Annotated in this window: 8 protein-coding genes; 6 read left to right on the top strand and 2 right to left on the bottom strand. The window is 60.4% G+C overall.

Features of this window, described 5'->3' with window-relative positions; genetic code table 11:
- Window positions 1–553 precede the first annotated feature (553 nt).
- Genes EOA78_RS03035 through EOA78_RS03025 form a run of 3 tightly spaced genes read left to right on the top strand, consistent with a single transcriptional unit; the run spans window position 554 to window position 5,429 of the window.
- Window positions 554–2,503 carry a PrkA family serine protein kinase gene (locus tag EOA78_RS03035; protein WP_127313889.1) on the top strand — a complete coding sequence of 650 codons (1,950 nt, stop codon included), beginning with the start codon at window positions 554–556 and terminating at the stop codon, window positions 2,501–2,503.
- A 19-nt stretch (window positions 2,504–2,522) separates the two neighbouring features.
- A complete protein-coding gene (locus EOA78_RS03030; protein ID WP_127313821.1) occupies window positions 2,523–3,833 on the top strand; it encodes a YeaH/YhbH family protein in 1,311 nt (436 codons plus the stop codon).
- 9 nt (window positions 3,834–3,842) lie between these two features.
- Window positions 3,843–5,429 (top strand): SpoVR family protein, encoded by a 1,587-nt coding sequence (locus EOA78_RS03025; RefSeq protein ID WP_127313820.1) that lies wholly within the window; start codon window positions 3,843–3,845, stop codon window positions 5,427–5,429.
- 395 nt (window positions 5,430–5,824) lie between these two features.
- On the opposite strand, the gene EOA78_RS03020 is transcribed toward EOA78_RS03025, so the two are convergent.
- Window positions 5,825–6,031, bottom strand: coding sequence for a hypothetical protein (locus tag EOA78_RS03020; protein ID WP_127313819.1), 207 nt, complete (start codon window positions 6,029–6,031; stop codon window positions 5,825–5,827).
- 99 nt (window positions 6,032–6,130) lie between these two features.
- On the bottom strand, window positions 6,131–8,122 hold the full coding sequence (locus EOA78_RS03015; RefSeq protein ID WP_127313818.1) for a protein-L-isoaspartate(D-aspartate) O-methyltransferase: 1,992 nt from the start codon (window positions 8,120–8,122) through the stop codon (window positions 6,131–6,133).
- Window positions 8,123–8,406: 284 nt separating this feature from the next.
- On the opposite strand from EOA78_RS03015, the gene EOA78_RS03010 reads away from it, so the two are divergent.
- From EOA78_RS03010 to EOA78_RS03000, 3 genes are read left to right on the top strand one after another with little or no spacing between them, the layout of a single operon-like run.
- Window positions 8,407–10,818: a phosphoketolase family protein gene (locus tag EOA78_RS03010; RefSeq protein WP_127313817.1), complete on the top strand. Its 2,412-nt coding sequence runs from the start codon at window positions 8,407–8,409 to the stop codon at window positions 10,816–10,818.
- Window positions 10,818–11,990 (top strand): acetate/propionate family kinase, encoded by a 1,173-nt coding sequence (locus EOA78_RS03005; protein WP_164783619.1) that lies wholly within the window; start codon window positions 10,818–10,820, stop codon window positions 11,988–11,990. The genes EOA78_RS03010 and EOA78_RS03005 overlap by 1 nt, the downstream gene beginning before the upstream one ends.
- A complete protein-coding gene (locus EOA78_RS03000; protein WP_128204295.1) occupies window positions 11,983–12,414 on the top strand; it encodes a hypothetical protein in 432 nt (143 codons plus the stop codon). The genes EOA78_RS03005 and EOA78_RS03000 overlap by 8 nt, the downstream gene beginning before the upstream one ends.
- Window positions 12,415–12,428: the final 14 nt, after the last annotated feature.

Here is a 12,428-nt window from a genome sequence, read left to right as displayed (position 1 = left end):
GGTCCTTTTCCTCGCGATACAGTCGCTCAGTGGCCCGATCGCTTTCTCTACGCTCTGCAGGCCCCCGACGGCGCCACGTGAGGAGTGCGTAAGCGATCAGGATTGCTAGCAGTAGCGGACCGCCGGCAACGACGATCATCCACATACTGTTCTCGAACATGGAACATCTCCTTTCCCTCGTTGCCGAGAAGGAGCGAAACCGTTGCTCCCTTCCGCTCCAGGGGTGGACAGTGCACTGTAGTTCTCTTCACCGAATAACCTGTGCGCCGCCAACTCAACTGCTAAGCGCAGGCGGCCTGGTTCATTCCTCCAGAAAAACAGCTTGTCCGCGACGGGGTGTTGCACTCGGCACGCGCTGATGGAAGAATGGACATCCCTCGGAAACGTTCCATTATGCGGGCCATTCGCTGGCTGGCTTTCAGGCGTTCACTATATATGTCTCGACCCCTAACATCCGGTCGCAGACGCACTACGTGATGATAGGGAACCACAAAGGCTTTCCGATAGTTGAATGAAGGGCGACAGCAACCAGACCGGCCGGGGCGAGGATACCATGCGCGAGAACCAGTCCGACGTCTTCGATCTGTTTTCGGAGATTTACACGAATGCGGCGCAAGAGGAGATAAGCATCCAGCAATATCTCCTTGCCTGCCGCGAGGATAAATCGATGTATGCCTCGGCGCCCGAACGGATGGTCGAGGCGATCGGCGAGCCTACCCTGATCGACACCAGCATGGATGAGCGGCTCGGCCGCATTTTCGCCAACAGGACAATCAAGGTCTATCCCACCTTCTCCGAGTTTTATGGCATGGAGGACACGATCGAGCGCATAGCCGGCTATTTCCGCTATGCCTCTCAAGGGCTCGAGGAACGCAAGCAGATCCTCTATCTGCTTGGCCCTGTCGGCGGCGGTAAGTCCTCGCTCGCAGAACGGCTGAAGAAGCTGATGGAGCAGCGTCCGATCTATACGCTGAAGGTGGGCGGCCAGATCAGCCCGGTTTTCGAATCGCCGCTCGGGCTTTTCAATCCTGACCGCATGGGCGACCTTTTGGAGGACAAATACGGCATCGCGCGGCGCCGGCTGAACGGCCTCATCTCGCCGTGGGCGGCCAAGCGCCTCGATGAACTGTCCGGCGACATCTCCAAGTTCAGCGTCGTGAAGCTGATGCCTTCGCGGCTGCGCCAGATCGGCATCGCCAAGACCGAGCCGGGCGATGAGAACAACCAGGACGTTTCGGCCCTGGTCGGCAAGGTCGATATACGACAACTCGAGAATTTCAGCCAATCCGATCCGGACGCCTATTCCTACAGCGGCGGCCTGAACCGGACCACGCAAGGGTTGCTTGAGTTCGTCGAGATGTTCAAGGCGCCGATCAAAGTCCTCCATCCGTTGCTGACCGCTACCCAGGAAGGCAGCTACAACGGTACGGAGAACTTCGGATCTTTCCCTTATCAGGGCATCGTCGTAGCCCATTCCAACGAGTCGGAATGGCTGCAGTTCAAGAACAACAAGAACAACGAGGCGTTCCTCGACCGCATCCTGGTGGTCAAGGTGCCGTACTGCCTGCAGGTCACCGAAGAAAGGCAGATCTACGAAAAGCTGCTGCGCGAAAGCGAGTTGGCTTCCAGTCCCTGTGCACCGGAGGTGCTGGACATTCTCAGCCGGTTCACCGTCTCGACCCGTCTGGCCGAGCACGACAACTCGCCGCTTTACACCAAGATGCGCGTTTATGACGGCGAGAACCTCAAGGACATAGATCCCAAGGCGAAGTCGGTTCAGGAATACCGCGATGCCGCCGGTGTCGACGAGGGCATGACCGGCGTCAGCACGCGCTTTGCTTTCAAGATCCTGTCGCAGACATTCAACTACGACACCAAGGAAGTGGCCGCCGATCCTGTGCATCTGATGTACATTCTGGAGGAGGCTATCAAGCGCGAGCAGTTCCCGAAGGAAACGGAGGCTGCCTATCTCGACTTCATAAAGTCGGAACTGGCGACGCGTTATGCCGAGTTCATCGGCCATGAGATTCAGAAGGCCTATCTGGAATCCTACAGCGAATACGGCCAGAACCTGTTCGACCGCTACATCGCCTACGCCGATGCCTGGATCGAGGATCAGGACTACAAAGACCCCGATACAGGCCAGATCCTCAATCGCGAGGTACTGGACAACGAACTGTCGCAAGTCGAAAAGCCGGCCGGCATTGCCAATCCCAAGGACTTCCGCAATGAGGTCGTGAAGTTCACGTTGCGCGCCCGGGCGAGGAACAATGGCCGCAACCCCTCATGGACAAGCTATGAAAAGCTCCGCGAAGTCATCGAGAAGCGGATGTTCGGCCAAGTCGAGGATCTGCTCCCGGTGATCAGCTTCGGCTCCAAGCAGGACAGCGTAACGGAGAAACGGCATACTGAGTTCGTGCATCGGATGGTCGGACGCGGTTACACCGAACGTCAGGTCCGCCGGCTGGTGGACTGGTACATGCGGGTGAACAAGGCGGGCTGAGTCCGGCCGGGATGGTTCCATGCCGATCTTTGTCGATCGCCGACTGAACCCGAAGGACAAGAGCCTCGGCAACCGCCAGCGCTTCCTGAAGCGTGCGCGCGAAGAGCTGAAGCGAAGCATCCGGGATCGGATTCGTACCGGCAAGATCGCTGATGTCGACAGCGAGCACGCTGTCTCGATGCCGGCGAGGGGCACAGCCGAGCCGAGCTTCAGCGATGCGAAAGACAGCGGCAGGCGGCAGCACATCCTGCCGGGCAATAAGCATTTCGCCCCGGGCGACCGGGTTCCTAAGCCCGGTCAGGGCGGCGGCGGTTCGTCTCCCGGGAAAACGGTCTCGGAGGACGATTTTCGTTTCGTGCTCTCGCGCGAGGAGGTGCTCGACCTCTTCTTCGAGGATCTCGAACTTCCCGACATGGTCAAGCTCAACCTCAAGGAGATACTTGCCTTCAAGCCGCGCCGCGCCGGGTTCGCCGCGACCGGTTCGCCGACCAACATCAATGTCGGGCGCACGATGCGAAACAGCCATGGTCGCCGGATTGCGCTCAGGCGCCCGAAGCAGGAGGAGCTTGATGCGATTGCGGAGCAACTCGCAATCCTGGAGGCAGAGCCCCAGAGCGCGGGGCCGGTACGCCAACGCATCGCAGCGTTGCGGGAAGAGCTCGAGCGTCTTGAGCGCCGCCGCAAGCGGATCGCCTATGTCGATCCCGTCGACATCCGCTTCAACCGTTTCGACCCCCAGCCCGTGCCGAATGCCAATGCGGTCATGTTCTGTCTCATGGACGTATCCGGCTCGATGGGTGAACGCGAGAAGGATCTGGCCAAGCGCTTCTTCGTGCTGCTGCACCTGTTCCTGAAACGGCGCTACGACCGCACCGAAATCGTCTTCATCCGCCATACGCACGAGGCCCAGGAGGTGGACGAGGAAACCTTCTTCTACAATACGCAAAGCGGCGGTACGGTCGTTTCCACGGCACTCGAGGAGATGCGCCGCATCATCGAGCAACGCTATCCCAGCAACGAGTGGAACATCTATGCCGCCCAGGCATCGGACGGCGACAATTTCGTCACCGATTCCGAGCGCTGCATCGGCCTGATGGACGGCCAGATCATGCGCCTGTGCCAGTATTTCGCCTATGTCGAGATCATCGACGAACGCGAGAGCCATATTTTCGGCAGCACCGACAATGGAACCTCGCTGTGGCGCGCCTACAGCGCTGTCAACCAGAGATGGCCGAACTTCCAGATGAGCCGTATCGCCAACGCAGCCGACATCTATCCGGTCTTTCGCCAGCTCTTTGCCAGGCAGCCGGTCTTCCAGAAAAGCGCTTGAGGGGAGCCGATGGCGAACCAGACCAGCAAGTCCGGCCAAACCAGCAAATCAGGCCAAACCAGCAAATCAGGATTGCTCTTTTCAGGGTCTGACTGGGATTTCAAGACACTGTCGCGCGCCTACCAGGCGATCGAGGCGCTCGCGATCGAAGAGCTTCACCTCGACGTCTATCCGGTGCAGATGGAGATCATTTCGTCCCAGCAGATGCTCGACGCCTATTCCTCGGTCGGCATGCCGCTGATGTATCGCCACTGGTCCTTCGGCAAGCATTTTCTCTACCAGGAATTGCTCTATCGCAAAGGCGGGCGGGGGCTCGCCTATGAACTGGTGATCAATTCCAATCCTTGCATCGTCTACCTGATGGAGGAAAACACCATGGCCCTGCAGGCCCTGGTGACAGCTCATGCAGCGCTTGGCCACAATCATTTTTTCAAGAACAATCATCTGTTTCGGCAATGGACGGATGCCAGCGCTATCCTGAGCTATCTGGACTTCGCCAAGGGTTACATTGCCCGTTGCGAGGAGCGGCACGGCGTCGCCGCGGTGGAGGCGATCCTCGATGCTGCCCACGCACTGATGGAACAGGGCGTGTTCAGATACCGCCGACCGCCGAAGCTCTCGTCGGAGCGGCAGCGTGAAGGCGTTCGCGAGCGCCTGGAGTACGAAGAGCGGTCTTACAACGATTTGTGGCGCACGCTCCCGCCTTCGAAGGACGGGACCAAGGCCAAGGAAACGGACGCCGGCATCGCAGAGCGGAAGAAAACGCTCAACCTGCCCGAGGAGAACCTGCTCTACTTCCTGGAAAAAAACAGCCTGGTCCTGGAGCCTTGGCAGCGTGAAATCATCAGGATCGTCCGCGTCGTCGCGCAATATTTCTATCCGCAGCGGCAAACGCAGGTGATGAACGAAGGCTGCGCCACTTTCGTGCACTACACACTCATGAACATGCTGTTCGATCGCGGCCTGATCAGCGAAGGTGCGATGCTGGAAATCCTGCGCAACCATTCGAACGTGATCTTTCAGCCGGGCTTCGACGATCCGCGTTTTTCCGGCATCAATCCTTATGCCTTGGGCCTCGACATGATGCAGGACATCCTGCGCATATCGACTGAGCCGACCGCCGAGGATCGTGACTGGTTCCCCGATATCGCCGGCAACGGCAATTGGCGCGAAACTCTGCTCGACGCGTGGGCGAACCATCGCGACGAATCATTCATCCGCCAGTATCTGAGCCCCGCCCTGATGCGGAAATGGCGGTTCTTTATCCTCGCCGATGCCGCTAGCGAACCGCATTACGAAGTCGCGTCGATCCACAATGAGCGTGGTTACGAAAAGATTCGCGCGGGGCTCGCCCAGAACTACGACATCGGTGCGAGCCGGCCGGATATCCAAGTGGTGGATGTGGATCTGCTCGGTGACCGACAATTGCGGCTGGAGCACAAGGTGAAGAACGGCATCATGCTGGAGGAGGCCAGTCGCGACGCCGCCCTTCGCCATATCCGGACCCTGTGGGGCTATGAGGTCAGCCTGGCGGCGATCGATGCGCAAACGGGCGGGACGCTCAACGAACGTTCGACCAGCCAAATCGGGGAATGACCAGAACCTGGGATGGCCGGCGACGGCGTCGTTCTACAGCCGGGTTTCCACTCTTGGGTCCGATGCTCTGGCCGTCGGACCCGGGAAGGTCGGTTTCGTCGGAATCTCGGATGGTGTCTCGGGAGGAATTTCGACGGGCTGCCTTTGCGGGCTGGGAACGGGATCGGGCGAAGGCGGAGGAACGCCCGGAGGCTCATCCGGCGGAGTTTCCGGCGGAGCAGGCGGCCGGGCAGGCTCAGGATTCGGATTATCCGGCATCGGCACGGGATTGTTCGGATCAGGATCAGGATCGGACATGGGATATTCTCCGAAGCTTGCTTCACATCTCCTGCGCGCCGCGACAATCATAAAATGCGCGCACCTCCCTGACCCGTGCCTCGTAACACGCAGCGACGCTACTTGTTCGTCCGCATCCTTTGCCTTGGATTGATCCCGCCAAGGGCGTTGGTGTCGTTCTCGACATCGCCTTCGATCGTGTTTTCGCCTTCGAGTAAGAGTTCGTCGCCTTCCTTGATCGTGCCCTTGGAGGTCCCGATACCGGGATTGCTCCTCAGATCGGCATCGCTCGGCTTTTTCCACTTTGGATGTTTGGTTCCGCTCATGGCACAACTCCTTCGAAAAGGGTCCTGTTGTAGAAAACAGCAGGGCGCGATGAATGTTCCGCCGAAACTCACTTTCATGCGCCGTTGTCCGAGAGGCGGCTAAAGCCCGAACGGATAGGTGTCGGGAACGCCCGTTCCCATATGCTCCGGCCCAAGCGGCGTCACCGCGACGGTTTCGTCAAACCAGGCGAAGGCGTCAAACTGCTGGGCAAGAGACGCATCCGCGTAATGGCTGCGCAGTTCGGTTTCCGGCCGATAAATCACGCCGATGAAGCGCTCCAGCCGGCGCTCCAGAAGCCGCTCGCGAAGATCGTCGTCGCGTTTGATGTCGAGCAGGAAACGCGAGACGCCGCAATCATGGCAAAGCCGCTCGTAGCTATCGTTGTGGGAAGGCCGCACCTGCTTTATTTCCATCTCGCTGTCCCAGTCGGAGGCCGCGGCCACTGTCCCGGAATGCGTACTGAGCCCGATCAAGGCCGCCTCGTCGCCGAAACGCTGGCGGCAGAGCTGGCCGATGTTTACTTCGTCCCTGACAATTCCCATTTCGGTATAGCGTGCATCTCCGATGTGGGAATTATGCGCCCACACGACCGCCTTGGCGTTCGGCCCGCGGGCTTCCAGCAGATGCTCGAGTGTCTCGAACATATGGGTGTCGCGCAGGTTCCAAGACTGCGCGCCGCCATAGTACATAATCCGATAGTAGCGTTCCGCGGAAGCGATCAGCCGGGCATTCTGGGTGGCATCCAGAAAATCAACGCCGTCCTGCTGCGCATAGTCGAGCTGCTTGGCAAGCAGTTCGCGGCATTGTTCAAGCACGGCCTGCTCGCATTTCTCGTAGCCCGATGTGAGCGCGACACGGCCGTAGGTGGATGGTTCATGTTGCCAAGGCGTCAGGCAGCCATAGCGTTCACGCGCGATCTTTGCTGCCGGCGGATCGACCCGATCGAGATATTGCAGAACCGCGCCGATCGATCCGCTCATATTGTAGATGTCGAGGCCATAGAAGCCCGCCAGCCGGGACGATATCCTGATCCGCTCATTGTGTTGTCGCATCCAGTCGACAAACGCGGCAACGTCGGTGTTGCGCCACATCCAGGTGGGAAACCGCTGGAACGGCGGACCGGCGTTGGCCCGCGGCGGCCGATGGCGGACGTAGCGGTCGATCGCCGCTGCGTCAGGCCAGTCGGCTTCGACCGCGACGATGGTGAAGCCGTGCTTCTCGATAAGCCTGCGGGTGATCGCCGCACGGGCCCGGTAGAACTCCGACGTACCGTGGCTCGCTTCACCGAGCAGGACGACGCGCCGGTCGCCAAACCGGTCGAACAATTCGCCGAACGCCGGATCGTCGAAATCCGGCAGCGGTTCGGCCGCTGCCGCGATCATTTCCGGCAGGCTGCGCGTGCGTGCGCGTCCGGACCGACGATCAGCAATACGGCTGCCGCTCTCGGGCCAGCCCTGCTCGCCGATGAGCGGGACAAACCGCACGCCGCCGAAATCCTCCTCGCTGTAAGTTGCAGCGCCGGTTCGGGTGACCTTGAGAAGGCGCTGATCATCCGGTTCGTCGCCTACCGGGATCACGAGCCTGCCGCCGACGTCGAGCTGTTGCTGAAGGGCAAGCGGCGCACCGGGTCCGCCGGCGGCGACCAGAATGGCGTCGAAGGGCGCTGCGTCGGGCCAGCCTTTAGTGCCATCGCCGGTGCGGACTTCAATATTGTCATAGCCAAGCTCTTCGAACCGCTGTCTCGCCGTTTCGGCCAACCCGGCGTGGCGTTCGATCGTGTAGACGCGTTCGACGATCCGGCTCATCACGGCAGCCGCGTACCCTGAGCCGGTGCCAACCTCCAGGACATGGTCGCCCGGTCCGATCTCTGCCATCTCGATCATCAAGGCGACGATGTAGGGCTGCGATATCGTCTGACCTTCGGCGATCGGCAGCGGCCCATCCTCGTAGGCGAATTCTTCAAAGCCGGGTGCGACGAAAGCCTCGCGTGGAACCTCACGCATCGCTTCCAGCACCTCGCGGTCATGGATGCCACGGCGGCTGAGCTGGACTTCGACCATTCGGTCGCGTGCATCGGGAAGATCGAGCATCTTTTGCTCCTCTTTCGGGCTGGCGGTGCTCCGCACTGATTGTCCCCCAATCGTGCCTAACGGCTCCCCGGCGACAATCCCTCGATCGGCGTGCACTCTGCTCGCGCTTGATCTCATTTCGGCGGCTCGTCTCCTTAACCGTTGGCGAGCTTCCAGGTTCCTGCAAAAGAGCGATTGGCAGGCGCGGATGGCGGCTCCAGCCGAACTTATTTCCGTGAAAATCCTTTCTCCGAGGCAATCTCACTCCAGATATCGACGGGCGAACGCATTCTGGAGATGTTTCGATGAACGACGAGGCTCGGACCACTGCGCAGACAACAGGCCTTGATCAGGTCAATCTCATGGATCGCTATTGGCGCGCCGCGAACTACATTTCGGTCGGCCAGATCTACCTGCTCGACAATCCGCTGCTGCGCGAGCCCGTGAAAGCCGAGCACGTCAAGCCGCGGCTGCTCGGCCATTGGGGCACGACACCTGGCCTCAACTTCATCTACGTCCACCTGAACCGCGTTATCCGGGAACGCGGTCTCGACGTTCTGTTTATCTGCGGCCCAGGTCATGGCGGCCCGGCGATGGTGGCGAACACGTGGCTTGAGGGCACCTACAGCGAGATCTATCCTGAGATCGGCCAGGGCGAAGACGGCCTGAGGAGACTCTTCAGGCAATTCTCCTTCCCCGGTGGAGTGCCGAGCCACGCTGCTCCGGAAACGCCCGGCTCGATCCATGAAGGCGGAGAACTGGGATATGCGCTGGTCCATGCCTTCGGCGCAGCCTTCGACAATCCTGATCTGGTGGTCGCCTGCGTCGTCGGCGACGGTGAAGCGGAGACCGGTCCGCTCGCGGCGGCATGGCACTCCAACAAGTTCCTCAACCCGGCATCCGACGGCGCCGTGCTGCCGATCCTGCATCTCAACGGCTACAAGATCGCCAACCCGACGATCCTTGCCCGCATGGATGACGTGGAATTGCGGGGCCTGTTCGCCGGCTATGGCTACGAGCCACTTTTCGTCGAAGGACACGAGCCGATTCCCATGCATCGGTTGATGGCCACGAAGCTGGACACTGCGCTGGACAGAATCCGCTCGATCCAGAAGCGCGCCCGAGCGTCGGGCTGGCAGGGAGAGCGTCCGCTGTGGCCGATGATCGTGCTGCGCAGCCCGAAGGGGTGGACCGGACCGAAGGAGGTCGACGGCAAGAAGGTCGAGGATTTCTGGCGCTCGCATCAAGTTCCGGTGTCGAACGCGCGCGGCAACGAGGCGCACCGCAAGATCCTCGAAGATTGGATGCGGAGCTATGAGCCGGAAAAGCTGTTCGACAACAGTGGGCATCTGCGTCCAGAGTTGGCGGCGCTTGCGCCAACGGGGTCAAAGCGCATGGGCGCAACCCCCTATGCCAATGGCGGATTGCTGAAGCGCGACCTCGTGCTTCCCGATTGGAAAAGCCTGGCGCTCGACGTGGCGCGTCCGGGAGGTGCCACAGCCGAGGCGACGCGGATTCTCGGAAGCTATCTCCGCGACGTCATACGCCTGAATGCGGAGGCCAGGAATTTCCGGCTGATGGGGCCGGATGAGACGTCCTCCAACCGCCTTGACGACGTCTTCGAGGTTACGGACCGGGTCTGGATGCAGCGGATCGAGCCCTACGACGTCCAGCTCTCCCGTGACGGCCGTGTCATGGAAGTGCTCAGCGAGCATCTCTGCCAGGGTTGGCTGGAGGGCTATCTGCTGACCGGCCGGCATGGCATGTTTTCCTGTTACGAGGCGTTCATCCACATCGTCGATTCCATGGTCAACCAGCATGCGAAATGGCTGAAGACATCCCGCGAGCTTGCCTGGCGCAAGCCGATCGCTTCACTCAATTACCTGCTGACCTCTCATGTCTGGCGGCAGGATCACAACGGCTTCAGCCACCAGGATCCGGGCTTTGCCGATCTCGTCGCCAACAAGAAGGCCGATACCGTCAGGCTCTATTTCCCGCCGGATGCCAACACGCTGCTCTGGATCACCGACCATTGCATGAGAACCTACAACCGCATCAACGTTATCACCGCCGGCAAGCAGCCGGCGCCGCAATGGCTGTCTGTTGAAGATGCAGAAACGCACTGCAGCGCGGGGGCGGGGATCTGGGAATGGGCCGGAACGGTTGCGAAGGGCGAGGATCCGGATGTGGTGATGGCCTGCGCCGGCGACGTGCCGACACTGGAGACGCTCGCTGCCACCGACATCTTGCGTTCGGCGCTTCCGGACCTGAAGATTCGCGTCGTCAATGTGGTCGACCTGATGACGCTGCAGTCGAATTCAAAGCATCCGCATGGCCTTGCCGATGAGGATTTCGACGCGCTGTTCACGAAAACCAGGCCGGTCATCTTCGCCTATCACGGCTATCCCTACCTCATCCACCGGCTGACCTACCGACGCGCCAACCATGACAACATGCATGTGCACGGTTTTCGCGAGGAAGGTACAACCACCACGCCGTTCGACATGGTTGTGCTCAATGAACTTGACCGTTTCAACCTGGCGCTCGCCGCGATCAAACACGTGCCAGGTCTCGCCGAACAGGCGAAAAATCTTGCCGCCGAACTTCACGGGAAGCTTGCGGAACACAAGGCTTACGTCCGCGAGTACGGCGAAGACATGCCCGAAATTCAGAAGTGGAACTGGCCTGGTAACAGTGCGACGAAGGTTGCCGAGTGATGCGACACGCCATTCTTGCACTGAACGCCGGCTCCTCCAGCATCAAATTCGGACTATACGATGTTGAACCCTCCGCAGAACTGCAACTCGTCTCGCGTGGTACGCTGGACCTGGGCGATGCGCCGAGGCTCAGCGTGAAAGCGGCCGATGGAACAGTGCAGTGTGATCGGCCGCTTGCCGGAGACGCGTACGAGGCCAGCATCGGCGCATTGCTCGACTGGATCGAGAGCGAACTTGGCGGCAGAAAACTGGTCTCCGCCGGACACCGCATCGTGCATGGCGGGCGCGAGTTCGTCGAACCCGTCCGTCTGACGCCGGACGTAATCGAGGCCTTGGACAGGCTGACGCCGCTTGCTCCGCTGCATCAGCCTCGCAGTCTCGCGCCGATCCGCACACTTGCGGCGCTGCGGCCGGATCTGCCGCAGGTCGGATGTTTCGACACAGCCTTCCATCAGACGATCGATCCGATCGTGAGCCGCTTCGCGCTACCGCGTAGATTTGATGAGGACGGAATTCGCCGCTACGGGTTTCATGGTCTTTCCTACGAATACATCGCCGGGCGGCTCAAGGAGATAGCGCCCGCTCTTGCGGCGAAGCGGACAATCGTCGCCCATCTCGGCAACGGAGCGAGCCTGTGCGCCATGCGCGACGGAAGAAGCGTCGATACGACGATGGGCTTTTCCGCGCTCGACGGCCTGGTCATGGGTACGCGTTGCGGCGCCATCGATCCGGGCGTGCTTTTGTACTTCATCCTGGAGAGAGGTATCGCGGGGGAGGCTCTGCAGCACATGCTGTATGAGGAATCCGGGCTGCTCGGAATATCCCGCATCTCGGGCGACATGCGCACGCTGGAAGCGAGCGACGATCCCCACGCCCGCGAAGCGGTAGAACTTTTTGCTTTCCGGGCCGCAAGGGAAGTTGCCGCACTCGCCAACACGTTGGGCGGCCTCGAATGCCTCGTGTTCACCGCCGGCATTGGCGAGCGCTCAGCGCCGGTCCGCAAGGCAATATGCGAAAGGCTTCATTGGCTTGGCGTGGCGATCGATGAGCCATCCAATGGCTCTCATGCCGAGATCATAAGCCGACCGGACAGCAAGGTCGAAATACGCGTCGTCGCGACCGACGAGGAGAGAATCATAGCTCGCCACACGCGCGTGCAGGGGAATGCTTGATAACGCAATCAACGGTGCTGTTTTCCAAGACAAGGAACCCTGCGCGCCTGCGACCGTTCCCCTGTTTGATACCAAAGGGAGAGATCCAATGGCCGAAACCGCTAACAACGCAGGCGCCTCAAAGGCGGCAAACGAAGCCCAGGAGGCGATGAAGAAGCAGATCGCTGAGCTTCGCCGCGAGATCACGAAAATAAATCGGACCCTTTCCGACCGCGCCGAGGAGGCACAGGGCTGGTACGACGGCGCCGCCGAACGGGCCTCGCGCGCAGCCCGGCAATTGCGTAGCCAGGCGCACACCGTGACTGAAACTGTCCAGCAGAACCCAGGCACAATATCTTCGGCGATGATGCTTGGCGGCGTGCTCGGTGTTGTCTTGGGAATTGTGATTGCAAAGAGTTCCGAACCTGAGCGGCGGTGGTTCTAAGGGGCAGATCACCA

This window comes from Mesorhizobium sp. M5C.F.Cr.IN.023.01.1.1 (assembly GCF_003997585.1).
GTDB classification, from domain to species: domain Bacteria; phylum Pseudomonadota; class Alphaproteobacteria; order Rhizobiales; family Rhizobiaceae; genus Mesorhizobium; species Mesorhizobium wenxiniae.
Note: the sequence above shows the minus strand (reverse complement) of the source record. Positions and strands in the feature narration are given on the sequence as shown.

Coding starts and splice junctions, on each gene's coding strand:
- EOA78_RS03005 (WP_164783619.1), top strand. CDS start 10,818: ATGCGACACGCCATTCTTGCACTGAACGCCGGCTCCTCCAGCATCAAA.
- EOA78_RS03020 (WP_127313819.1), bottom strand. CDS start 6,031: ATGAGCGGAACCAAACATCCAAAGTGGAAAAAGCCGAGCGATGCCGAT.
- EOA78_RS03000 (WP_128204295.1), top strand. CDS start 11,983: ATGCTTGATAACGCAATCAACGGTGCTGTTTTCCAAGACAAGGAACCC.
- EOA78_RS03015 (WP_127313818.1), bottom strand. CDS start 8,122: ATGCTCGATCTTCCCGATGCACGCGACCGAATGGTCGAAGTCCAGCTC.
- EOA78_RS03010 (WP_127313817.1), top strand. CDS start 8,407: ATGAACGACGAGGCTCGGACCACTGCGCAGACAACAGGCCTTGATCAG.
- EOA78_RS03035 (WP_127313889.1), top strand. CDS start 554: ATGCGCGAGAACCAGTCCGACGTCTTCGATCTGTTTTCGGAGATTTAC.
- EOA78_RS03025 (WP_127313820.1), top strand. CDS start 3,843: ATGGCGAACCAGACCAGCAAGTCCGGCCAAACCAGCAAATCAGGCCAA.
- EOA78_RS03030 (WP_127313821.1), top strand. CDS start 2,523: ATGCCGATCTTTGTCGATCGCCGACTGAACCCGAAGGACAAGAGCCTC.